Origin of the sequence: Occallatibacter gabretensis (genome assembly GCF_001449115.1) — a bacterium.
GTDB classification, from domain to species: Bacteria; Acidobacteriota; Terriglobia; order Terriglobales; family Acidobacteriaceae; genus Telmatobacter; species Telmatobacter gabretensis.
The window spans coordinates 690,343-711,678 of sequence record NZ_LAIJ01000009.1 but is presented as its reverse complement, the minus strand read 5'-3'; the positions used below and the strand labels follow the sequence as shown (position 1 = coordinate 711,678).

The following is a 21,336-nucleotide window of genomic DNA, read 5'->3' as shown; positions in this document are numbered from 1 at the left end:
AATTGTACGCAAATTCCGCGAAAGTTTTTTCGCCTTTAGAATGAAACAGTTACAGCGTTTTCCACAGATGACGGACTTGACAAAATTTCCCCGATTCGGGAATTGAGGGCTAAATAGGGACTGAAGGCTTACGTTGTCTGACCGGACATTCGTTCTCAGGTGTATGATCGGGGCCTCTTTCGAAAGCTTTCGAACTTGCGCTTGAAGCGCAAAAGGTGTGTTCGGACCAGACCGAGCTCTACCTTTGTAACGATATTTTGCCAGCAGCCGGGCCCAGGTACTTTTCCCTCATTTTCAAAAAGATGATTCTCGAGAAACACTCGACAGGAGTAGTTCATGGCGTTTCGTGAGACGAACGGAATTGTTTCGACCGATGGCGACGCAGTGGCGGAAGCGGATGTGATCATGACGGCTGCAGCCCTGGGTCTGGCAGCGCTGCATATTGCAGGCACGAAGAGCCCCATTCAGTTCGATATGGATCCTTTGGAGGCGGGGAAGGACCCGACGAAACTCACCTTTCTGCAAGAAGCCGTCAACAGAATGGATGCCGCTGTGGCGGCTTACCTTGAAAAAGAGGGAAAGATGGCTGGCTATGTGAAAGCCGGGACCAGCCCCGGATACGACCCTGGAGCCGTGATCATGGGCGTCTATGCGCTGGCGGGGCAGAGTGCTCCAAGCAAAGTTACTGCGCCGGAACTTTCTGTCGAGGGCAAGAAGCTATGGGAGAAAATCTGGAACGACAACGTCGCCAAGCAATACAAGGGACGCGGCGCATACACCGGCTTTGTGGATAACCACAACACGGAAGGCGACACGAAGCCGATCGGACCGCTTTCCTCGGCGCGCTTTGTGGCAAAGGACAGCGATGAAAAGCTTCCGTCGCGCTGGCTGCCGGCCACAGAGAATGAGCTTTGGAGGTCGCGCGAGCGCCTGGGAAAGAAGGGCGACGTTGTTTCGTGGGGAATTATTGGGGGCGAGAGAGCGAACAACAAGTCCGCCGCCAAGGATGCCGAGAAGGGAACGAACGAAGCGGACGTCATCATTGCTGACGTAAAAGCGATTGGGATGGAGTACGTAGGCGGTGATCTTACAAAAGATGAGATTGCGATGTATACGCACGGGATGATCCAGGCAATTTACCGGGCATATCATCTGGGACCGAGCTGCTCGCCATACGAAATTGCTGTAGGAAGCCTAACCAAGAAGATGGCATCGTGTCTTACCTGCACTCTTTTCATGACGGCGAACGGCTACCCGCCGAACTCGATCCATTTGGGACGAGGCGAATCGTGGGCGCCGTTGTTCTCGCCCTACTATCCGGAAGATCCCCACAGACAACCGACCGCGCAAGAGGCTGCCGTTATTCGCGATCTAAATAACCGGTGGTATGAGAAATGCCTTGAGTACCTGCAAACGGGCCTGAAGGTTCTGGACGACACGCACATTGCGGAGAGTCACGGGAAGAGCCGTGACGCTGTCAGGAAATACCTGGAGGAGCATGCGACGGACGAAAAGGCTGGCGGCGCGCTGATTCTGGATGCAGTCACGATTCATGATGGTGAGGCTGAGAGGATTCACCGTACTCTTCAGCCGGTGGCTTAATGCCACTACGAAGCATGCGTTATGGCAAAGACTTAAAAGCTTATCTGGGGTGATTTGTGAACTACATTTTTGGAATTGGATCTTTGATTGAACAGGCTTCTCGGATGAGAACGACGCCGGCTGCGCTGTATGTACTGCCTGCGCGGGTGAAAGGGTTTGCCCGCGGCTGGTGGGCTCGCACAGGAGCTGTTGGCTTCTCCACAACGTTTGTCGGCGCCATCCGGGACAAATCCGCTTCGATGAACGGAGTGGTGTACGCAGTGAGTGACGAGGAGCTGGCGCGCACTAACAAGCGCGAAGCGGGTTATACGCCGACGGACATTACGAAGTCCGTAGAGATTCTTGGAGGCAGCTTCAAGCCGAAGGGAAAAGTCTGGGTCTACGCCAACAAATTCAAAAGCAAGCAAGCGCTGAAGAACAGCCTGCCATCGCCTGAGTTTCCTATCGTGCAATCGTACGTGGACATTTGCCTGACTGGTTGCCTGCAAATTCAACAGGGATTCCCGGAAGCCGGGGATTTCGCAGCAGAGTTCATTCAATCCACGCGCGAATGGTCGAAGTACTGGGAGAACGATCGCGCATATCCACGCCGAGCGCCATTTGCTGTTCCACTGGCGCAAGACATCGACATATTACTGAAGAAACATTTGCCTGCTCAATTTGCGGAGATCCGCATTTCCCCGAGTCGTTGGTAACTCACATTCGACTACTGGCATGGGCTGCCACCGTATCGCTGTGTATCCCTCGCACAACGTACGCAGGTATCCCTGGGCCACGCTGCCGAAAGTACGCGAAACACGGCAACGATGTTTAAGATTGCCGGTCGCGACTTAAAAGCCTGAAAAAGCTCTTGTGTATTTGCAAGACGGAACAAGTCTACTGCCGCAGATGGTCCATGCTCTGCGGTTGAAACGTCATGTCGTAATCAGCAAGTTTTGAGAAGGGATTGAATTATGCCATCCGCAATTGACGAACAAATGGACGCTAATATTGACCTGCTTTTGAAAATGCACTTTGATTCAAACTTTGACAAAACTACGTTTGACACCAAAGTTCAGGAGATTAAAGCGCAATACGAGGTTGCAAAAAAACAGGCGGGTAACGACGCTTATGCCAAGGATGTGGCTGATTCGATTGCCAAGAGCCTTCCCACCCTGGTGAAGGGTACGTATGCAGCGATCAAGGCCTTCGAATCGGGTGATTCTATTTCAGGCGCTGCGGCCATCATGGACATCTGCGCGAGCATCCTTCCTGTATTTACAGCCATTGCATCTGCCGCTGGTCCTGTGGGCACTTTGGTCGGCGCTCTGTTCTCTGTTGTAGGGCAGATTCTGTCCTTCTTTGCTCCGAAGCAGCCTTCGATGGAAGACAAGATTCAGAAGATGCTGAATCAGCTTCAAACGGAAACTCAAAAGGCAAATGCGAAGGCATTTGGCAAGAGTGTCAGCAGCTATACATCGTCGATGCGCACGAAATGCTCAGGCATCCATAAGATGTCGAAACCTGAAAAGGTGGCCGGTGTAGTTCGCCTGACCCTGGGGGGGAAGGAAGTCACCGGTGTTGACACGAAGTTCCTGAGCAAGACAGCGGTTGGTCAGTGGCTCATATTCGATTTAGACGCTACCAGAACTGCATACAAGATCGCAGTGATCGTGAGCGATACCAGCCTGACACTGTCTACACCGTATGGCGGGGCTGCCTCGGGAGATTCGTGGATCAAGTCATCGGTTCGCTCGACGGTAAGAAGGAGCATCGAGGAGATCATGGCGATGCCTCTCAATACGGAAGACGAAGCCGACGCTTTCATGGTGGAGATGCGAACGCTGGAATGGGGACTTGAGAGGGACAACGAAAAGCTTGACACTCCGGTATTCGCCAACTGGCAGATAGCGGGATACCTGGAAACGACAGAGAGCCAGAGTAAAGAAGGATGGCCTGAAGTTCTGGGCGTATGGTGTCAGACCTATATCGATCTGCTGTCTGCTAACATGATGCTCCCCTGCCTGGCGGACCCTAAGACGCTGGACACGCGCATCAAGGAAACGCAGGAAACAAACAAGGACAGTGTTCTTCCTTCGAACGCGCGGAAGAAATGCCACAGTGCATTGATCAAGCTGAAGGCGCTGACCATTGCGCTGCAACGCGCGTGGGAATCGGACACGAAGGAGATGCTCAAGGTTGTCAAAAATATCAGGCCGGTGGCCCAGGAGCGTGGACTTTATGCTCATCTCGGATATTGGAACAACGGGTTGATTTTGTATGTGGGTGCGGGGAATGGAAAAACGGACAATATCGGCTGGGATTACAAGAAAAACACGGTGTGGATGAAGAGCTTCTCGATTTTCATGCCCGAGGCACAGGAAGACTCGTTTGCTCCAAAGTACGAACTTATTTCGCTTGAGGAAGGCGGCTCGGTACACCGTACGACAGTGGATTCCATTACAGGTCATCTTCCGGATGGAACCGGAGTGATCAATCGTCGCGACGGCGAATACTTCTGGGATGTCTCCGGCATGGCGCTCCATGAAGGCCACAACGGTATCGACTTCAGCACGAAGCCGTTGAGTTTTATTTCGCTTGCGGTTGTGAAAAATAACACCTACAACTATTTGAATTTCTACACGCTCGACAAGGATTCCAAGAGCACTCGAGTCAACTACGAGCCTCATATGGGAGGCATGAGGAATGTTCGCAGCATCTATCTTCCCGCGATGCCGTTGACCGACGATCCAGACGCCGGTGCACTGCGCGATGATACGAACCCGAAGATGCCGGGGTCTCTGCTTCTGAACTCGAAGAACCATATCACTTATGGCGGAGTGCATGATCGCAATCAAGTGTGGGTTGTGGCATGGAATGCCTGGGAGACCGTGGAGGGTCCGGCGGGTTGGGGGAAGTACTCGGGAATCGAGGTCGATCCGTATTATCTATGGATCTACGGAGAGAAGGGCATTGCCTGTGCGACGCATGCCTCCGTGGTGAAGGCCAGACAAGGCAAGATTGCGCGGCCTGCCTGGATTACTCACACCACCAAGTCGGACAAGAAGTACACGACTGACCCGGTGACTGCCTTCTGCCCGTGTGTGGATGGGACGCTCATCGCACACATCGGGAATGAAATCCACACTGCGCACTACAAAATCGAAAATGAGCCGCGCCAGATTGTTACCAGTTCCTGGAAGGCGCGCGGAGGCAACGCAAAGCAGGTGATCAAGATGCCGATTCCGTGCTGGAAGGTGTTTGAGAGCCTGAGGGAGAACCTGGAGAGAGAGTAACTTGATTGAGCGCGCCATCTTTTTCACCGTGTTCTGGTGAGGAGGGTGGCGCTCTCTTTTTTTCTTTTCGTGACTTCATAATTGGTGAATGGCGCTTTGTGGCGGACTGTTTTTTCAGCGGGGCCGAGATGGCATGAAGCGGCTGGCGGCGCTGGCTCTGTTTCTGGCGGCCTCAGGCTTGCAGTCGCAGCAGGCTTTGCAGCCGGCATCGCCGCTGCAGGCGCTGGTGGATCGGCTTTATGCGTATGCGGATCAGTATCGGGCTACGCTGCCGTCGCTCTCCTGCGACGAGCGTATTGTTTCCGAAATTATGGGTTATGACGGCAAGATCAAGCGGCGGGTGCAGGTCGATGGCACGATGCGGGAGCTGCGCAAGACGCCGCCCGATCCCTTCGACCCGTTCAGCGAGCAGCATACAGTTGCAAAAGTGAATGGAAAGCGGGTGCGGGGCGGGACGCTGAATGTGGAAGAGGTGAATCTTCCGTATTTCATTCAAGGCATCTTTGCGAATCTGATCGGCTTTCACCACGAGGAGCTGAAGGATTGTTTTGTTTACAGCGCTTCTGCTGTGAATGATGGCAAAGCAGGTGAGGTTCAGGTTGAGGTCGATCGAAAGCCGGAGCCGGTGGCTGCGGCCTGCCGGTCGATTCTGGCGGGTACGCATTACATGGTGATTGCCGATGCCGAGACCGGGCGCATCGTTCACAGCGAACGCACAATCCCTTCCGGGGCTTCCGAGCAGAATGACGAAGCTTATTTCGCTTCGATCGACTATGCTCCGGTGCAATTCGGCGACCGCATCTTCTGGCTACCTGCACAGTCTTCTGCGCATGATGCTACTGATACCGGAAGAATGGAGTCGGTCTACTCGAACTGCCATCGTTATGGCAGTGAAGTGCGTATTATGCCGGATGTGCCGCAGACTGGAAAACCGCAGTGAGGCTTTATACGGTATGAGTCGCGTGCCAAAGCTGCTGATGCATGGCGGCCGTGAGATCAGTTCTCTGTGATTTCGTTTTCAAGCAAGGCGTGAATATCTCGTTTGCCATGCAGGACCCGGATCACGCGAAGCTCTTCCTCGGCTACTAAGTAATAGATGCGAATGACCAGAAAGCCAGGGACAGGCCAGGAGCGGAGACCGGCCAGGGCTGGGTTAGAGAGAATCCTTGGGCTTCCGATGTGAGGATGGCTGTGTAGCTGATGAATGGCGATTTCGACGGCTTCGAGGAATCGTTATGCGATTTCCTCGACGTTCTGTTCGATCAGATAGTAGCGATACTGGCGGAGAATGTCTTCGCGAGCCGCGGGCCGGATCGTGGATTTCATCGAATTTTCGGCGGAGCCTTCCGTGTCTTTCTATGCCGGGCGAGAATTTTGCCCGCGTCGGCCTTCAGATCCTGCCAGAAGGCGGATGAGAGCGGGATGTCTTCGCTGCCGGCCAGTCCTTCCAGGAGCAAGGCTTCGAGGCGCCCCTCGGCATCCCTGGTTTGCGCCTGGCGGAGCAGCTCCCGCATGTATTCGCTGACGTTTCCATAGCCCTTGGTCTGGACCTCATGCTCAAGGAACTGCTTCAGCGACTCCGGCATGGAGATAGTCACGGTGGTCATGGGCAGATTCTCCTTACTGCAAGATGACAACAGGAGTTCTTATCTATTAAGAACTATTGGGGCACGTTGCGAGGGATAGCGACGGGCCGGTAGGATGCGCTTGATGACAGATATGAGACATGGGACGAAGCGGAAGCCGGTGCTGCTGGTGCATGGCGGGGCGTGGGCGATTCCGGCGGATGCGGAAGAAGCGCATGAGCGGGGTGTTAGGGCGGCGCTTACGGCCGGCTGGCGAGTGCTGGAGCAGGGCGGAAGCTGTGTTGACGCCGTGGAAGAGGCCGTGGTGGCGATGGAGGACGATGAGACCTTTGATGCCGGGCGCGGGAGCTTTTTGACGAGCGACGGCAAGGTGCAACTGGATGCGTTGCTGATGGACGGCGGGCGGATGAAGGCCGGCGGGGTGGCGTGCGTGGAGCGGCTGAGGAATCCGATACGAGCGGCGCGTGTGGTGCTGGAGCAGAGTCCGCATGTCTATTTTGTGGGCGCGGGTGCGGAGGAGTTTGCTGCGGCGCATGGCGTGGAGCTGATTGATAACGGGGCTCTGGTGCTGGACCGGGAGCGGGAGCGGCTTCGAGGTGCGCAGGCGAGGGCGGCGAAGGGATTGGCGGACGAGACGTTTTCAGGGGAGCTGGCTGCGGACGATAAAAGCCCCGAGACGGCATACGAGAGATCAGGGTTCAGAGATCAGAGATCAGAAATGCTTTCGCATGACACGGTGGGAGCGGTGGCGCTGGATGTCGATGGGAACCTGGCGGCGGCTACTTCTACGGGTGGGACGCTGAACAAGACGCCGGGACGAGTGGGGGATTCCTCGCTGATTGGGTGTGGCTGCTATGCGGATAACTTGTCGGCGGCGGTTTCGCTGACCGGGTGGGGCGAACCGATTATGAAGCTGGTGCTGGGCAAGTGGGCGGTGGATCGCGTGGCGGCAGGCGTGGCTCCGGAGCTGGCGGCGTGCGAAGCGATTGATTATCTATATAGACGGCTGGGCGGGCATGGCGGGATTATTCTGCTCGGGCCGGATGGGCGATGGGGACTGGCACACAATACGCCGGGGATGGCGTGGGGCGTGGGGATGGAAAGCGGACTTTCGACTGGGTTGAAAGTCTAGCGGACAGGAACAGAGAATCGACCGGATGGCGGAATTGGCATCAGGAATTGACGGCGGCGCCGGTTGATGAGTCCGTGGTTGTGTCCTGGGTAAAGAGAGCCTCTTCAGCCTGGCGGCGGCGAAGGAGTCCGGCCAGCACTTGTCCTCCGGCCTTGTCCCACAGATCAAACTGCGCCGCAGCCCCGCTGAAATTGCCTGCATTCAGCTCCTTGAGCAGCGTGGAACCGGCAAATGCGCCGCGCCCCAGATTAAAGACAAAGTCCACAAGGGCGTCAAACTCATCCTGATCGAGTGCTACTGTTACAGCCTGATTGACAAAGGTGGCAGCGGCGGCAATATCGCTGGCCAGCAGTGCCTGTCCCTGTGCGGATGTAATGGTAAGGCCGGCACTGACATCCGTGCCTGTATGACCATAACCGATGGTCCAGACTCCAACTGAATCCTGATAGGCGGAAGATCTGAAACCTTCGGACTGTTCCGTAAGTGCAAGGCCGGCGTTGCTGTAAGTGAAGTCATTCACAGGCATATGCAGAGCTCCAAGTAGGTCGTTGACCGGGACAGCAGCAAGAATAGCACGGCCTTGATTGGGAGAGTATTGAATCGTGCGTAGCGGGATCCATCTTTTAGTCTGAAAGCATATGGCGAGATTGATATTGGCTTCGGCTTCGCCGCGGCGGCGGGAGTTACTGACTCAAGCAGGATTTTCTTTCACGGTAAAGGCAGCGGATATTGATGAAAGTGTGCTGCCGGGTGAAGATCCAGAGGCATATGTGACGCGGCTGGCGCGGGAAAAGGCGCAGACGATATTTGACGCCCTGGACGATGCCGCGGCCGTGGTGCTTGGCGCGGACACGACAGTTGTATTGGATGGGGAGATTCTGGGTAAGCCTTTGGACAAGGCCGATGCGGTGAGGATGCTGCGGGCGCTGAGCGGAAGGACGCATCGCGTGATTACGGGTGTGGCTGTGGTGACTGCGCGCGGCACGGATGGTACGGCGGAGGTGACGGAGGTTCGCTTTTGCGAGCTTTCGGACAGCGAGATTGCCGAGTACGTGGAAACGGGCGAGCCGATGGATAAGGCCGGCGCGTATGGGATTCAGGGGCGGGCTGGAAAGTGGATTCCGCGGATTGAGGGATGCTACTTCAATGTGGTGGGGCTGCCGCTGGCGCGGGTTTGCGCGATGCTCAGAGAGGGATAAGCCACCCCAGCGAGCACAAATCGCTCGCTGGGGACCCCGGAAGGGAATAGGGACAGGGGATAAGAAGGCGGGTTGGGTTTTGTGCTATCCCACCCTTGGCGCAAAAACAAAGACGCGCCAAGAATGGTGCACCCGAATGTTGTGGTGGAGCTGACGAAGAGCAAAAAAGCAAGAACAACCGCAGGTCCTTCGACTCGTTTCGCGCTTCGCGTGAAACTTCGCTCAGGATGACAAAACTTTATTGGTGAGTGGGCGGTAGTGCTATCTCCGCAGGATTTTTACTTTCGCGGGGACGGGGAATCAGGCTAGAATCCGGGCATTACCCCGGGAATGTTTCGAAATCCGACAACTCACGTTAGCTGACTCACCATAGTCTGAGGAAACCGTTCATGCGGCGCTGTACGTTTTTTTGCTTTGTTCTGTTGCTGGTTGCCTTCATTGCTGTTCCACTGACTGCCCGCGCGCAGTTTCGCGACCCGACAAAAGAAGAGTTGTCGATGACCTCGGATCCGAAGGCTCCGGGGGCGGCGGCCGTGTTTTTGTACTTCGAGGCGAAGGCCTCGGACGCGATGCATTACCACAGCGTGTATGCGCGCGTTAAGGTGCTGACGGAAAAGGGCAAGGAGCTGGCGACGGTAGAGGTTCCATACGCGCGCGGCGAACAGAAGGTGACGGACATCAAGGCGCGGACGATTCATGCGGATGGGACGGTGATTCCGCTGGAGGGCAAACCCGAGGACCTACTGACCACGAAGCTGCAGACAAAGGATGGAGAGCGTCAGCTAGGGAAGCGCGTGTTTAACCTGCCTAGCGTGGATGTGGGAAGCATTCTCGAGTATCAGTACACGTTGCGGTATAACGACGACTACGTTTCATCGCCATACTGGCAGGTGCAGCAACCGTTTTACATGCACAAGTCGCATTACTTTTTTGAGCCGGCGAAGAATATTTCCTACATTCAGACCGAGCATGGAGACCTGGCGCACTCGTTGCTGTACTGGGCGCAGCTTCCACCGGGCGTAAAGGTGGTGGAGGATGCAGCGGGAAAGTTCACGCTGGACGTGGCGGATGTTCCGGCCTCGCCGAACGAGGAATATATGCCGCCGATGGATGCGTTTCTCTACCAGGTGCTGTTTTATTACACCTCGGCGCATAACGGGGGAGACTTCTGGGATGCGGAGACGAGGCGGTGGTCCAAGGATGTGGACCACTTTGCGGAGCCTTCGGGGACGATCAAGGACGCGGTGGGGAAGATTGTTTCGCCGGGTGACAGCGATGTCGAGAGGGCGAAGAAGCTGTATGCGGCGGTGCAGGCGCTGGACAACACGGAGTACTCGCGGGCGAGGGGTAAAGCGGAGCTGAAAGCGCTGGGATTGAAAGTGGCCAAGCGCGCTGAGGATACGTGGACGCAGAAGAGCGGATCGAAGGAAGACATTACGCTGCTATACCTGGCGATGCTGCGGGCGGCGGGGATTCCGGCATATGACATGAAGGTGGTGAACCGGAACCGGAGCCTGTTTCAGCCGAACTATCTAAGTTTCGACCAGCTGGACGATGACCTGATTGTTGCGAGTTTGGGCGGCAAGGAGGTTGTGCTTGATCCGGGAGAGAAGATGTGTGCGTTTGAGCTGACCCGGTGGATACACCAGGCGGCCGGCGGAGTGCGGCAGGGAGCGGGCGGTCGGAACGCGACTATGACTCCGCTGCAGCCGTACTTGACGAACTCGACGACGCGGATTGGGGATGTAACGATTGACGCGAGCGGCGAAGTGACGGGGAACTTGCGCATCGTAATGACAGGCCAGGAGGCAGTCTACTGGCGGCAGATGAACCTGGAGAATGACGAGCACGAGGTGAAGAAGGAGTTCGACGATAGCTTGAGGGAGATGGTTCCAGAAGGCGTGGAGGCTCACCTCGACCACTTTCTGGGGCTGGACGACCCGAACGTGAACTTGATGGCGATTGTGAAAGTTTCCGGCTCCATGGGAACACAGGCAGGCAAGCGAATGCTGCTGCCTGGATTCTTCTTCGAGTCGCGCTCACGGCAACCGTTTGTGCAGCAGACGCAGAGGCTGGCTCCGGTGGACATGCGCTTTGCGGGCCGGGTGATGGACCAGATCACCTACCACCTGCCGGCAGGATTCACGGTGGAGGGCGCTCCGAAAGAAGACCATGTTGTGTGGACCGGATATGCGGACATGATCACGAAAGTGATGCAGAAGCCGGACGAGGTGACGGTAGCGCGTTCTGTGGCGCGGGCGTTTGTTCTGCTGAAGGCGGACCAGTACCAGGATCTGCGGGGGTTCTACCAGAAAGTGGCGGCCAACGATCAACAGCAGATTGTGTTGACGAAATAGGGACGAAGGACGAGTTGGGATGCAGTGTGAGGTATAGGGGTATGGGGAATCGGCGCGTGGATTGGAAGATTATAGGTCTTGGGCTGGTGTCTGTGACGGCGCTGAGCTGCGCGTCGGCGGCGTGGGCGGGAGAAAAGAAGCTGCCTGTGCCGGATTGGGCACTGTACGCGGCGAAGACGCCGACGCCGGTGGTGGCAACGGCGACGAATGCACCGGCGGTGATTCTCTTTGATGAGTATCTGATTACGGTGGACGAGCAGAATCATGCCGTTGAGCGGGAGCGGTACGTGGTGCGCATTCTGAAGCCGCAGGGGCGGGATTACGCGCATTGCACGGCTTATTACGATGTGGACTCGAAGCTGAGGAACTTTCACTCATGGACAATTGCGGCGGATGGAAAACAGTTCCAGGCGAAGGATGAGGACTACAGTGACCGCGGTCTGGCCGAGGGCGCGGAGCTGCAGTTTACGGAGCGGGTGCGGATTGTGAATCCGCCGGGCGCGGACCCCGGCGCGGTGGTGGCGTGCGAGACGGAGACGCAGCTGCGGCCTTACATGACGGAAGAGGTGTGGGGTATTCAATACTCGATTCCGGTGGTAACGGAGGCGCTGGAGCTGGCGCTGCCGCCGGGCGGACATTTCTCAGACACGTGGCGCGGCCATGAGGCCTTGAAGCCGGTTGAGGTGGGTTCAAACCATCTGCGGTGGGAGATTCACGACATGCCGCAGCTGGACCTGGAGAATGTGCGGTCGGCTCCATCGAGAGGCGCGCTGGCGGCGCGGATGAGCGTGAACTGGGGCCAGACGGCGGTACGCGGCACAGATGCGGAGTGGCGGGCGATTGGCCAGTGGATGGGAGGACTAGAGGAACACAGGCCGGACCCGACGCCGGAGATTACAGCCAAGGCGCAGGAGCTGACTGCCGGAGCGCCGGATATGTACACAAAGCTTGAGCGGATTACGGACTACATTCAGAAAAACATTCGTTACTTTGTGGTGGAAACGGGGATTGGCGGCTGGCAGGCTCACTGGGCTGGAGATATTTACCGGAACAAGTATGGCGACTGCAAAGATAAGACGACACTGCTGGTCTCGATGCTGCAGGCGGTGGGAATCAAGGCGTACTACTTCCACGTGGACACGCGGCGCGGGTTTATCGATCCCAAAGCGCCTTCGCTTTATGGCAACCACATGATTACGGCAATCGAGCTGCCCCCGGGAGAACCCAAAGGCGAGGATGCGTCGCGGCTGCTGGCGCTGGTAAAGACGCCGCAGGGCAAGACGCTGCTGATCTTTGATCCGACGGATGAGTGGACGCCGGTGGGGCTGATTCGCGCAGAGCTGCAGGGCGCGTACGGCAACATTGCCGATGGCGAAAACAGCGCGGCGCTGCGGATGCCGGTGCTTCCTGCTTCATCCGGAGGGCTGGTGCGGCAGGGCAAATTTACGCTGGCCGCGGATGGATCGCTTAGCGGCGAGATTGACGAGCTGCGGACCGGGGATGATGCGCAGAGACAACGCATCTCGATCAAGTATTCCGATGCCAAGGAGCTGCACGAAGAGCTGGAGCGGCGGCTGGGCACGGATTTGCCGGGGTTGGCGTTCAAGGACTATCAGTTTGGATCGGTTGCGGATCTGGAGAAGCCGCTGGATTTGACGCTGAAGCTTTCGGCTACAAATTATGCGCACTCGGCAGGGCCGTTGCTGCTATTGCGGCCGAGGGTACTGGGATCGCATGTGCATTCTGTGCCGGATGTGATGGAGGGCAAGACGCGGCTGTATCCGATTGTGCTGGGACATCCGGGGACATGGACAGATTCCTTCGATATTGCGCTGCCGGCTGGATATGCGGTGGACGATACGCCGGAGCCGGTGAGCGTGGATGTGGAGTTTGCAAGCTATAAATCGACGGTGACGGCGAAGGGCAGCATGCTGCACTACGAGAGCGAATACGTTGTGCGCGATGTGGAGATCCCTGCGGGGAAGGCTGCGGAGTTTCGCAAGCTGGAGCAGGCGATATTGGCGAGCGAGAAGGGCTCGGCGGTCTTAAAGAAGCAGTAGGCAGTCTACTGTAGCCTGTAACCTGTTTGGTTCCTGTTTTGGAATTACGCTTTCATCCCTATGTGAGGGCTGTCCTATACTGCGACCAGTATGGCGCTCTGCAGGCGCCTGGTTGCACTTCATCATGCGACCGTGGATTTCTTATAGATGGCCCAAGTATTTAAAAAACTCGAGGTAAGCGTGGCTCCGGTCATTCCGGATCGCCTGTATTTCAAGATTGGCGATGTGGCCCGCATTTGCGGCGTGGAAACGTATGTGCTGCGTTTCTGGGAGACGCAGTTTCCGCAGCTGAAGCCTAATAAAAGCGGCACAGGGCAGCGGTTGTACAGGCGGCGCGAGGTGGAGCTGGCGCTTGATATCAAGCGGCTGGTGCATGCCGAGGGCTATACGATTGCCGGGGCCAAGCAGGTGCTGGATGTGGCTCCGCGGCCGCAGGCGGCGATGAAGGCGGCACGACAGACCGGGCCGGCTGTTGTGGCCAAGCAGGTAAACGAGCCGAATATGGCGGCGACGATTGGCCGGGCGAGGGATGAGCTGAGGGAGATTCTTTCCATGTTGGACAGCGGTGGGCTGGGCAACGCCGAGACGGCAGTGCCGCATATAACGGTGCGGACCAAGGCGAAGATTCTGCGCGTGCGGACGGAGTCAGAGCCGCTGTTTCCGTTGTAAATGCAGAGCAAGAGTCATAGATAAAGGGCTATAGATATTCCGTCTCAAGTTCGCGGTAAAGCGAACAAAAGCAAAAGCACATACTTCGTTCCGCTTACCCCTCGCATGATTACGCCATGTGCGGGGCCCCAGGCATGCTCCTCTCCGGATGACATATTCCTGTTTGTTGGTGAGTCAGAACGGACAGGGGACAAAGGTGACGCGGCCGGAGACGTAGGGACTCAGCACGTCAATTGAGGTGATCTCAAAGGGGTTGTGCCAGAGGCTCATGACCCGGTCATCTGGCTCGCCGGAGGCCCAGGTGCGTCCGAGAGAAATGGCGACATGCTGGAGGCCATCCCAGAAGACAATATCGCCTTCGCGGGGAATGAGGCCCGCTTCCGGCTTGAAAGGCGCGCTTGCGAAAAAATTGAGTGCTCGCTTGAGGGCTTCGTCATAACATTCTGCGCCGCCACGGCCTCCGTTGGCCACATAGCGGTTCCGGTATGCCAATGCGGCGGCCTGGTGGATTTGCTGAAGCCGGAGTTTGGTTACCAGATTCGCTCGCCAGGCACTGAAGAAGACTGCTTCCCAGCAGTTCATGTAGGAAGCGTAGTCGGGCTGCTCGTCATTTTCCACGAGCCATTTGGCAAAATTGTCCCACTTGATGTCATGGGTCTCAATGCCACTCGGAAAGACTCCGAAATTGTCTGTGCGTTTGGCGGTCCATGCGGTCCTGAGGCCGAATGGAATTCCGTCATGATATTGAAAACCTGGCTCGCGCGGCCCGGTGCCGATCCAACGGAACCAGTTCTTCATGCTTTTTGCGGTAGCGGCGAGGCGCCTGCCGTTTTGGATGGATGTCCTGGTTCTGAGCCCGCGGATCCTCGCGATGTCCACGGCATAGAAGGACTTGTAGTTAACCGGCGGCGGCGGGATATTGACGACAGGGTGCAGAGGGGGTGGCGGCAAAGGAACGGCTCTGACCAGGGCTTCGGCTCCCGGCGGCGGATCCCATTCATTGCACTGCGCGATGAAGGCGTCGCGGTATGCGGTGGGGGTACTCGCAGTCGCTTCGCCAGCGGCATTGCTGACGCAACCGGCGAGAACGAGGGTTTGATCCATCCCGGCGGTGACATAAATGTTTGCGATCTGCGTGATGTAAGCCGCGAACGGATGGAAGGCCGGGTACGAAGTCAGCTCAGTGGTGACGTCCTGCACGGTAAGCATGGGGGTGCTCCCTGGAGGGTTTTCAGTGGGTCGATCCTATTTGTCGCACCGGTCCCGGCTGGATGTCAATGAAGACGGGGCCAGGATTCTTCTTCAGCAGATGATGCAGCAACCATCTTTCGAGCCGGACGAAGAGCCTGAAGAGGCGCGAGAAGAAGCAACGACTGCTGTGAGCTTGACTACGCTGGGATCGACCCAGAAGTAGCGTTTGATGCCGATCCGGTGTCCTGGCTGATCTCCGTCCGCAAGATATGGCGTGGCATCGGCATATTTTTCACACCAGTTTCCATTGCTGTCCATGCGGGCTGCATGAAAATCTCCTCCCGGACCTACCTTCTCCAGCATCATCACGAAACCGTCGGTGCGGCCGTGACTGTATGAGGCCGCCGTAGTGATGTCAGTGCCGAGATAGCGCAGCTTGTCCAGCTCACACGCGGCCCTGTATTCATCGATCGTGGGGCCCTGCCCGGTAGCCCACTTGGATGAGTCCGCCGGAGAGGCAATTTGGCCTGGATGAAGACTGGGTGAGTCACTGTTGAGAAGATTTACGGCAAATGCATAGCAGTTTGCCTGCTTTCCCGTACCTGCCGCAAAGAATTCGGGCTTGGGGTCATGGGCCCCGGTAGGCACTTCCTAGCCACCTTTGTAGTTGGGCATGGCGCTGTATGTTCACTCCTTGGTATGGATTGGATTGGAGAGAATCAACAGCAGATTTAGGGTCGAGCCCATTAAAGCACGGCCCGGACGGATTCAGCCAGCACAAAAAATAGACAACCCCACTCCGTCCGCGAGGGATTCATTGCGGCGAGAGTGGATCGTGGCGTTTCCATGCGAGAGAATCATTAGCTGAGATGCCTGGCTGTCATTCTTTACGCAAACTCTTTGGATTTCTGTTTGTGTTTGCCGCGTGCGTTGTTGTTGCACGGGCGCAACAGGACGACGCGACTGCACTGCAGACGCTTGGAAAGGTGCGCGCCAATCTGGAGGCTTCGATTGCTACGCTACCCAATATCGATTGCGAGGAGCACGTGCGTTCAGTGGGGCTCATCGACAACAAAGTGAAGCGTGAGGTTACGCTCGATTCGACCATGCGCGCGACGCGGCAGCCGGATGCGGATGAGTTCAAGGAAGAACGCACCCTCCGCGCGGTGAACGGCAAGCCTCCAAAGAAGCAGCGAAATGTGAGTCTTCCGCTTTCGATTGCGGGCGGCTTTGGCAACAGCTTCTCTCCCTATCTTGCTTTGAAGTATGAGCAATGCCACACCTATGCGCTGCTGCCCAGCGGGAATGACAAAGAAATGCTGATGGAAGTTACCGGCAGGCTGGAGAATTACCGGAATCCGCTGTGCCGCCAATTTACGGTGGAGACCAAGGCGCGGTTCTGGCTGGATGCGGATTCAGCACAAATTCTTCGCATGGAGACTGACTCGCCCCATGCCGGGGAGCGAATCGGGTTCAAGACGCTGACGACGAAGACCGAATATGCATTGGTTCCACTGGGGCAGAGCCCGTATTTGTTGCCTGTCCGCGTACACGCACTGCTGGCCCGCGATAACGATGATCACGTTTCGATGCAGTATGACGCCGAATACAGCAACTGTCATCGATTTGGGGCGACGGTGGAGATATTGCCGGGAGTGAGCGAAGTGCCGGTGAAGCCGCAGTGAAACACAAGCGGGCAGGATTCGGGTAGAAGCGGGGCACGATGTATAGGCGCAAATAGACAGCCCCACTTCGTCCGCAAAGATCAGGCTGCGGCGAGAGTGGGGCTGTGTGATGCAGCAACCCGCGTGGGGTTGGTGTTACTCGGCTGCGGCTTCTTCTACTTCTGCCTCAGCTTCGGCAGGGACTTCGCCTTCGACGACGGCGTCGCCGAGGACCTTGACCTTGACCGGAGCGGAGACTTCCTTGTGCAGCTTGATCGAGATCTCGAAGTTGCCGAGGGCCTTGATAGCCTCGGGCATCGTGATCTTGCGGCGGTCGATTTCGAAGCCCTGGGCGGCGAGCTCGGCGGCGATGTCCGACGAGGTGACCGAACCGAAGAGGTGGCCGTTTTCGCCCGACTTGCGGGTGAAGACGAGCACGACGGGGGCGAGCTTGGAAGCCTGCTCCTCTGCGACGACCTTCTCCGCGGCTGAGCGGCGGGTAGCCGAGGCCTTCATCTCATCGATCTGCTTCTTGTTGGCAAGCGTAGCCTGCAGTGCCAGCTTGCGCGGCAGCAGGAAGTTGCGACCGTAGCCGTCTGCGACCTTAACCACATCTCCACGGTGGCCGAGGTTGGCTACGTCTTCTTTCAGAATGACTTCCATTGCAAAATCTCCAGCGCCGGGGCGCTCTTACTCTTTAGACGAGTGTTGCGGTATACCGGCGATTTGCTCGGGGGCTAAAGCCCCGTCAATTTTAGTCGCTCATCGGCACGACTGAAGTCGTGCCCTGATACAAAACATCGACCTGAGCGCACTAAAACTTAGTGCTTGGTCGCGAAAGGCAGCAACGCGATGTTGCGGGCCTGCTTGATGGCGCGGGTGAGGCGGCGCTGGTGCGTGGTGCAAACGCCGGTGAGCCTGCGGGGAACGATCTTGCCGCGCTCGGCGACGAAGCCCTGCAACAGGCGCACGTCGCGGTAGGGGATGGCATCGATCTTCTCGGTGCAGAACTTGCAGACCTTCTTGCGACGGAAGAACTTGCCGCGTCCGCCGGGACCGCCGCTGGGACGACCGCCGCCGGGGCGAGGGCCGCGCTCGGAACCGCCGCCGGGACCACCGTGTCCGCCCGATCCACCCTGGGGTGCTGGTGTTGCGCCCGCCTCGGGCGCCCTGGATTGTGTTTCCTCTGCCATGATGTTTCCTCTTCTTCTTGTGAAATTGTGGGGTGTTGTTACCCACCCGTTTCACGAAGAACGTGAAACGAATGGGGCACCCGGATCTTCGGGCACCCGAAATTTGTTTAGGCGCTGGCCTGGACGGGCTCGGCGGTTTCGGCAGCCGGAACGGACTCAACTGGCGCTGGCTCGACCGGAGCCGGCTCGGCCGGCGCGGGCTGTGCCGCAACGGGCTGAACGGGAACGGCCTGAGCTGCGGGCGGCGCGGGGCTAACCTCAGCGCTGCGCTTGACGCGCGTGCCGCGGATGGCCTTGATCTTTGCGATGCGCTTGTCTTCCTCATCGGTGCGCACGGTGATGAACTTGATCACCTGTTCAGAGACGCGGAGACGGCGCTCGAGCTCGGCGATGAGTCCGCCCTCGGCCTCAACGGTGAGCAGAATGTAGTTACCGTCGTTGAACTTGCGGACGATATAGGCGAGCTTGCGCCGGCCCATCTTCTCGACGGACTTGATAGCTCCGCCGCCATTGGTGACGGTGGCTTCAAAGCCAGCGATCAGCTTGTCGACATCTTCATCGACCACGTCAGGCCGAACGATGAACATTACTTCGTATACTCGGGACATCCGGTTTCTCATTTCCACCGCCGCTTGCGCGGCGGTTACAGTTGTCAGAGAACAGCGGTCAGAGATCAGTAAAACCAGCCGACCGCGTTCCGTGTTGCTCAATTTGTGCTACCGCAAATTCGAGATCAAAAGCTGTTTTGCTCTGATCCCTGACCAGTGATCAGAGATCACTGGTCTTTGCGGTTAAATTCATTCATCGCCGTTGATGGTCCCTGTTCGAGGATGCGCCGCGTGGCTGTTGCCACTTTGTCGAGCACCTCGTCGAGGACCGTCAGGTCGGCTTTTCGCATCGGCGTGAGGAGGTAATCTTTGCCACCTCTGCGGATGCTTGCTCCTGCTGCGAGCGCTTCGGGAGGCAAGTTTGCTCCTACCCCGATGCGCAGCCGCAGCCACTCCTGCGTTGCCAGAGCGCCGGTTATGCTGCGGGCGCCGTTGTGGCCCGCGGGCGAACCGCGCTCCTTGATCTTGAAGGTCCCCAGCGGAAGGTCGAGCTCGTCGTAGATGACGAGCAGGTCCTGCGATGGGTCCGCTTCGAACTCCCGAACCAGTGCGGAGACTGAAGCCCCGCTCAGGTTCATATATGTGTCCGGCTTGGCTAAGACCACTTCGCGTCCTGCAATACGGCAGGTTGCTGTCATGGCTTTGCATCGCCGGTTGTCTACCGTAACGCGCTCTTGAGCCGCGATACGGTCAATTGCCAGGAACCCCGCGTTATGTGGGGTCCAAAGATATTCAAGGCCCGGATTGCCGAGGCCCACCACGAGGAATGGGCCTCTACGCTTGCCTGACTCTTGCTCGGGATCCAAGGCCTACTTCTTCGCCTCGCCCTCAGCTTCGGTCTTGCCCTTCTTGGCCACTTCCGGCTCAGCAGGGCCGGCAGCAGCGACGGCATCAACAGCCGGAGCAGCTTCTTCCCTGATGGAGACAACGTGTGCCACGGTGGTCTCTTCCTCAGCAAGGAACTTGTACTTGTCGGTGTGCGGCAGGTCCTTGACTCGGACGACGGCGTGCAGGGCGAGGTTGGTCACGTCCACATCAATGTGGCTCGGAATGTCACCGGGGAGGCACTCAATTTCGACTTCGCGGAGCACCTGGTCGAGGATGCCGCCTTCGGCCTTGACGCCGATGGCAGTTCCGACGAGCCGGATGGGCACGCTGACCTTGAGGGTCTTGTCGAGCGCAATGCGCTTGAGGTCGATGTGAATGAGCGAATCCTTGATGGGATCGAGCTGCCAGTCGACGATCATGGCCTTGGCGGTGCCTGTGCCGGAGAGATCGACGTCGAAGATGGTGTTGTGGCCGGACTCGGAATAGAGGATGCGCGAGATCTGCCGGGGATCGACTTCGACGGCGATGGCCTCGTGGCCTGCGCCATAGAGCACAGCGGGAATCTTACCGGCAACGCGAACACGGCGCGCGGCGTTCTTGTTGAACTTGCCCTCACGGGGCTTTGCGATGACTACTTCAGGCATTTCTCTCTCATTTCTGTCGGGCACGGGGTAAGCTCGTGGCTTCGATCCGCTCCCTTTGTTGGGCCAGAGATCAGGGGGCAGAGATCAGAGATCAGAAAAAGCTCTCTGCATTTCTGCTGCCCGAGATTGCCGGCTGGTTAAATTGCTCCGGTCAGAGTGAAAACTGATCTCTGACTACTGATCTCTGTTATGAAAACAGCGTCGAAACGCTGGTCTCCAGGTGGATGTTCTCAATGGCCGTGCCAAGCAGGCCGGCGATGGAGAGCACCTTGATCTTGTCGAGCTTCTGCGCGGCTTCGCGCAGAGGCACTGTGTTGGTGACCACGAGCTGCTCAAGGCGGCTGGACGCGATGCGGTCAATGGCCGGGCCTGAAAGCACTGCGTGGCTGGCGCAGGCATGAACGCTGGTTGCGCCGTTGGCGTAGAGAGCATCGACGGTCTTTACGAGTGTGCCCGCCGTGTCGATGATGTCGTCGATGATGAGGCAGGTGCGATCCCTTACATCGCCGATGACGTTCATCACCTCAGTGACGTTAATGTCCGTGCGCCGCTTGTCCACAATGGCCAGGGGCGCTCCAATCTTCTGCGCGAAGTGCCGCGCACGTTCCACGCCGCCCGCATCCGGAGAAACCACGGTGAGGTTGGGCAGCGTGAGCTTCTGGAAGTAGCTGACCAGAACGGGCGAGGCAAAGATATGATCCACCGGAATGTTGAAGAAGCCCTGAATCTGCGCCGCGTGCAGATCCACGAAGAGGGCGCGGTTGGCGCCGGCCGTGGTGAGCAGATCGGCGATGAGCTTGGCGCTGATGGCGACGCGAGGACGGTCCTTGCGATCCTGGCGGGCGTATCCGTAGTAGGGCACAACCACCGTGATGCGGGCCGCCGAAGCGCGCTTGAGCGCATCGATCATAATGAGCAACTCCAACAGGTGCTGGTCTACCGGGTAGCAGGTAGGCTGCACCACAAATACATCCACTCCGCGAACGTTTTCGAGCAGCTGGAAGTAGACTTCGCCATCTGCAAAGCGCTGCAGCTTGGCCTCGCCCACCGGCACGCCGATGTGGCGCGCGATCTCCTCGGCGAGAGGACGGTTCGCGGTGCCGGAGAAGAACTTGAAGCGCTTGTCCTCTGCCAGGTTCCGCGAACGCTTGCGCTCTGGTGCGGCCTTGGGGTCCTTTGCCTTGGCGTCTGCAGCAGGCTGTGCACCGTCTTTGCCGGTAAGCTCTTCGCCCGGTGCTGCCTGCCGCTTGTCTTCCAATGTCACCGTCAACGTTCCCTGATCCATCTCTCTGTACCCTCCAAGCTGGTTTGCTTTGGCTGATATTTCA

Annotated in this window: 20 protein-coding genes and 1 pseudogene; 10 read left to right on the top strand and 11 right to left on the bottom strand. The window is 57.6% G+C overall.

What is annotated here, in order from left to right; all coding sequences use genetic code 11:
• Nucleotides 1-336 precede the first annotated feature (336 nt).
• The 4 genes from VO84_RS09270 to VO84_RS09255 all read left to right on the top strand — a co-directional run bounded on the left by VO84_RS09270 (nt 337) and on the right by VO84_RS09255 (nt 5,817).
• The gene (locus tag VO84_RS09270) at nt 337-1,602 is read left to right on the top strand and encodes a hypothetical protein (protein WP_058187367.1); all 1,266 of its coding nucleotides are present in this window, start codon (nt 337-339) and stop codon (nt 1,600-1,602) included.
• A gap of 104 nt (nt 1,603-1,706) precedes the next feature.
• Nucleotides 1,707-2,297 (top strand): gamma-glutamylcyclotransferase family protein, encoded by a 591-nt coding sequence (locus VO84_RS09265; protein WP_157439811.1) that lies wholly within the window; start codon nt 1,707-1,709, stop codon nt 2,295-2,297.
• A gap of 258 nt (nt 2,298-2,555) precedes the next feature.
• Entirely contained in the window at nt 2,556-4,877 is a 2,322-nt protein-coding gene (locus VO84_RS09260; RefSeq protein WP_058187365.1) for a hypothetical protein, read from the top strand.
• 88 nt (nt 4,878-4,965) lie between these two features.
• Nucleotides 4,966-5,817 (top strand): hypothetical protein, encoded by an 852-nt coding sequence (locus VO84_RS09255; protein ID WP_197413969.1) that lies wholly within the window; start codon nt 4,966-4,968, stop codon nt 5,815-5,817.
• 56 nt (nt 5,818-5,873) lie between these two features.
• Here VO84_RS09255 and VO84_RS23315 read toward each other — a convergent pair.
• Together VO84_RS23315 and VO84_RS09250 are read right to left on the bottom strand one after the other, a co-directional pair.
• Nucleotides 5,874-6,098: pseudogene (locus VO84_RS23315) on the bottom strand (type II toxin-antitoxin system RelE/ParE family toxin); the annotation flags it as partial.
• A gap of 101 nt (nt 6,099-6,199) precedes the next feature.
• Nucleotides 6,200-6,484 carry a ribbon-helix-helix domain-containing protein gene (locus VO84_RS09250; RefSeq protein ID WP_058187363.1) on the bottom strand — a complete coding sequence of 95 codons (285 nt, stop codon included), beginning with the start codon at nt 6,482-6,484 and terminating at the stop codon, nt 6,200-6,202.
• A 103-nt stretch (nt 6,485-6,587) separates the two neighbouring features.
• Here VO84_RS09250 and VO84_RS09245 point away from each other — a divergent pair, with 103 nt between their 5' ends.
• A complete protein-coding gene (locus tag VO84_RS09245) occupies nt 6,588-7,595 on the top strand; it encodes an isoaspartyl peptidase/L-asparaginase (protein ID WP_331458403.1) in 1,008 nt (335 codons plus the stop codon).
• Nucleotides 7,596-7,635: 40 nt separating this feature from the next.
• On the opposite strand, the gene VO84_RS09240 is transcribed toward VO84_RS09245, so the two are convergent.
• The gene (locus VO84_RS09240) at nt 7,636-8,121 is read right to left on the bottom strand and encodes a lysozyme (protein WP_058187362.1); all 486 of its coding nucleotides are present in this window, start codon (nt 8,119-8,121) and stop codon (nt 7,636-7,638) included.
• A 112-nt stretch (nt 8,122-8,233) separates the two neighbouring features.
• Between VO84_RS09240 and VO84_RS09235 the strand changes: the two genes are divergently transcribed.
• The 4 genes from VO84_RS09235 (at nt 8,234) to VO84_RS09220 (ending at nt 13,880) form a co-directional block, all read left to right on the top strand.
• A complete protein-coding gene (locus VO84_RS09235; protein WP_058187361.1) occupies nt 8,234-8,794 on the top strand; it encodes a Maf family protein in 561 nt (186 codons plus the stop codon).
• Nucleotides 8,795-9,183: 389 nt separating this feature from the next.
• Nucleotides 9,184-11,151 carry a DUF3857 domain-containing transglutaminase family protein gene (locus VO84_RS09230; RefSeq protein ID WP_058187360.1) on the top strand — a complete coding sequence of 656 codons (1,968 nt, stop codon included), beginning with the start codon at nt 9,184-9,186 and terminating at the stop codon, nt 11,149-11,151.
• A gap of 41 nt (nt 11,152-11,192) precedes the next feature.
• A complete protein-coding gene (locus VO84_RS09225; protein ID WP_058187359.1) occupies nt 11,193-13,211 on the top strand; it encodes a DUF3857 domain-containing protein in 2,019 nt (672 codons plus the stop codon).
• Nucleotides 13,212-13,358: 147 nt separating this feature from the next.
• A complete protein-coding gene (locus VO84_RS09220) occupies nt 13,359-13,880 on the top strand; it encodes a MerR family transcriptional regulator (protein WP_082661861.1) in 522 nt (173 codons plus the stop codon).
• A 174-nt stretch (nt 13,881-14,054) separates the two neighbouring features.
• On the opposite strand, the gene VO84_RS09215 is transcribed toward VO84_RS09220, so the two are convergent.
• Together VO84_RS09215 and VO84_RS09210 are read right to left on the bottom strand one after the other, a co-directional pair.
• Nucleotides 14,055-15,089: a hypothetical protein gene (locus VO84_RS09215; protein WP_058187358.1), complete on the bottom strand. Its 1,035-nt coding sequence runs from the start codon at nt 15,087-15,089 to the stop codon at nt 14,055-14,057.
• A 93-nt stretch (nt 15,090-15,182) separates the two neighbouring features.
• Nucleotides 15,183-15,719, bottom strand: a complete 537-nt coding sequence (locus VO84_RS09210) for a hypothetical protein (RefSeq protein ID WP_058187357.1) — start codon at nt 15,717-15,719, stop codon at nt 15,183-15,185.
• 221 nt (nt 15,720-15,940) lie between these two features.
• Here VO84_RS09210 and VO84_RS09205 point away from each other — a divergent pair, with 221 nt between their 5' ends.
• Nucleotides 15,941-16,756 carry a hypothetical protein gene (locus VO84_RS09205; protein ID WP_058187356.1) on the top strand — a complete coding sequence of 272 codons (816 nt, stop codon included), beginning with the start codon at nt 15,941-15,943 and terminating at the stop codon, nt 16,754-16,756.
• 135 nt (nt 16,757-16,891) lie between these two features.
• On the opposite strand, the gene rplI is transcribed toward VO84_RS09205, so the two are convergent.
• The 6 genes from rplI to VO84_RS09175 form a co-directional block, all read right to left on the bottom strand.
• Nucleotides 16,892-17,398, bottom strand: a complete 507-nt coding sequence (gene rplI, locus VO84_RS09200; protein WP_058187355.1) for a 50S ribosomal protein L9 — start codon at nt 17,396-17,398, stop codon at nt 16,892-16,894.
• A gap of 158 nt (nt 17,399-17,556) precedes the next feature.
• Entirely contained in the window at nt 17,557-17,928 is a 372-nt protein-coding gene (rpsR, locus tag VO84_RS09195; protein WP_058187354.1) for a 30S ribosomal protein S18, read from the bottom strand.
• A gap of 107 nt (nt 17,929-18,035) precedes the next feature.
• A complete protein-coding gene (gene rpsF / locus VO84_RS09190) occupies nt 18,036-18,536 on the bottom strand; it encodes a 30S ribosomal protein S6 (protein ID WP_058187353.1) in 501 nt (166 codons plus the stop codon).
• Nucleotides 18,537-18,703: 167 nt separating this feature from the next.
• Entirely contained in the window at nt 18,704-19,342 is a 639-nt protein-coding gene (gene pth / locus VO84_RS09185) for an aminoacyl-tRNA hydrolase (protein ID WP_058187352.1), read from the bottom strand.
• 3 nt (nt 19,343-19,345) lie between these two features.
• On the bottom strand, nt 19,346-20,008 hold the full coding sequence (locus VO84_RS09180; protein WP_058187351.1) for a 50S ribosomal protein L25: 663 nt from the start codon (nt 20,006-20,008) through the stop codon (nt 19,346-19,348).
• A 187-nt stretch (nt 20,009-20,195) separates the two neighbouring features.
• Entirely contained in the window at nt 20,196-21,293 is a 1,098-nt protein-coding gene (locus VO84_RS09175) for a ribose-phosphate diphosphokinase (RefSeq protein ID WP_082661860.1), read from the bottom strand.
• Between the last annotated feature and the right edge of the window lie 43 nt (nt 21,294-21,336).

Excerpts from the sequence above, each read along its gene's own strand:
- VO84_RS09270 (WP_058187367.1), top strand. The coding sequence starts at position 337 with ATGGCGTTTCGTGAGACGAACGGAATTGTTTCGACCGATGGCGACGCA.
- VO84_RS09265 (WP_157439811.1), top strand. The coding sequence starts at position 1,707 with ATGAGAACGACGCCGGCTGCGCTGTATGTACTGCCTGCGCGGGTGAAA.
- VO84_RS09260 (WP_058187365.1), top strand. The coding sequence starts at position 2,556 with ATGCCATCCGCAATTGACGAACAAATGGACGCTAATATTGACCTGCTT.
- VO84_RS09255 (WP_197413969.1), top strand. The coding sequence starts at position 4,966 with ATGGCGCTTTGTGGCGGACTGTTTTTTCAGCGGGGCCGAGATGGCATG.
- VO84_RS09250 (WP_058187363.1), bottom strand. The coding sequence starts at position 6,484 with ATGACCACCGTGACTATCTCCATGCCGGAGTCGCTGAAGCAGTTCCTT.
- VO84_RS09245 (WP_331458403.1), top strand. The coding sequence starts at position 6,588 with ATGACAGATATGAGACATGGGACGAAGCGGAAGCCGGTGCTGCTGGTG.
- VO84_RS09240 (WP_058187362.1), bottom strand. The coding sequence starts at position 8,121 with ATGCCTGTGAATGACTTCACTTACAGCAACGCCGGCCTTGCACTTACG.
- VO84_RS09235 (WP_058187361.1), top strand. The coding sequence starts at position 8,234 with ATGGCGAGATTGATATTGGCTTCGGCTTCGCCGCGGCGGCGGGAGTTA.
- VO84_RS09230 (WP_058187360.1), top strand. The coding sequence starts at position 9,184 with ATGCGGCGCTGTACGTTTTTTTGCTTTGTTCTGTTGCTGGTTGCCTTC.
- VO84_RS09225 (WP_058187359.1), top strand. The coding sequence starts at position 11,193 with ATGGGGAATCGGCGCGTGGATTGGAAGATTATAGGTCTTGGGCTGGTG.
- VO84_RS09220 (WP_082661861.1), top strand. The coding sequence starts at position 13,359 with ATGGCCCAAGTATTTAAAAAACTCGAGGTAAGCGTGGCTCCGGTCATT.
- VO84_RS09215 (WP_058187358.1), bottom strand. The coding sequence starts at position 15,089 with ATGCTTACCGTGCAGGACGTCACCACTGAGCTGACTTCGTACCCGGCC.
- VO84_RS09205 (WP_058187356.1), top strand. The coding sequence starts at position 15,941 with ATGCCTGGCTGTCATTCTTTACGCAAACTCTTTGGATTTCTGTTTGTG.
- rplI (WP_058187355.1), bottom strand. The coding sequence starts at position 17,398 with ATGGAAGTCATTCTGAAAGAAGACGTAGCCAACCTCGGCCACCGTGGA.
- rpsR (WP_058187354.1), bottom strand. The coding sequence starts at position 17,928 with ATGGCAGAGGAAACACAATCCAGGGCGCCCGAGGCGGGCGCAACACCA.
- rpsF (WP_058187353.1), bottom strand. The coding sequence starts at position 18,536 with ATGTCCCGAGTATACGAAGTAATGTTCATCGTTCGGCCTGACGTGGTC.
- VO84_RS09180 (WP_058187351.1), bottom strand. The coding sequence starts at position 20,008 with ATGCCTGAAGTAGTCATCGCAAAGCCCCGTGAGGGCAAGTTCAACAAG.
- VO84_RS09175 (WP_082661860.1), bottom strand. The coding sequence starts at position 21,293 with ATGGATCAGGGAACGTTGACGGTGACATTGGAAGACAAGCGGCAGGCA.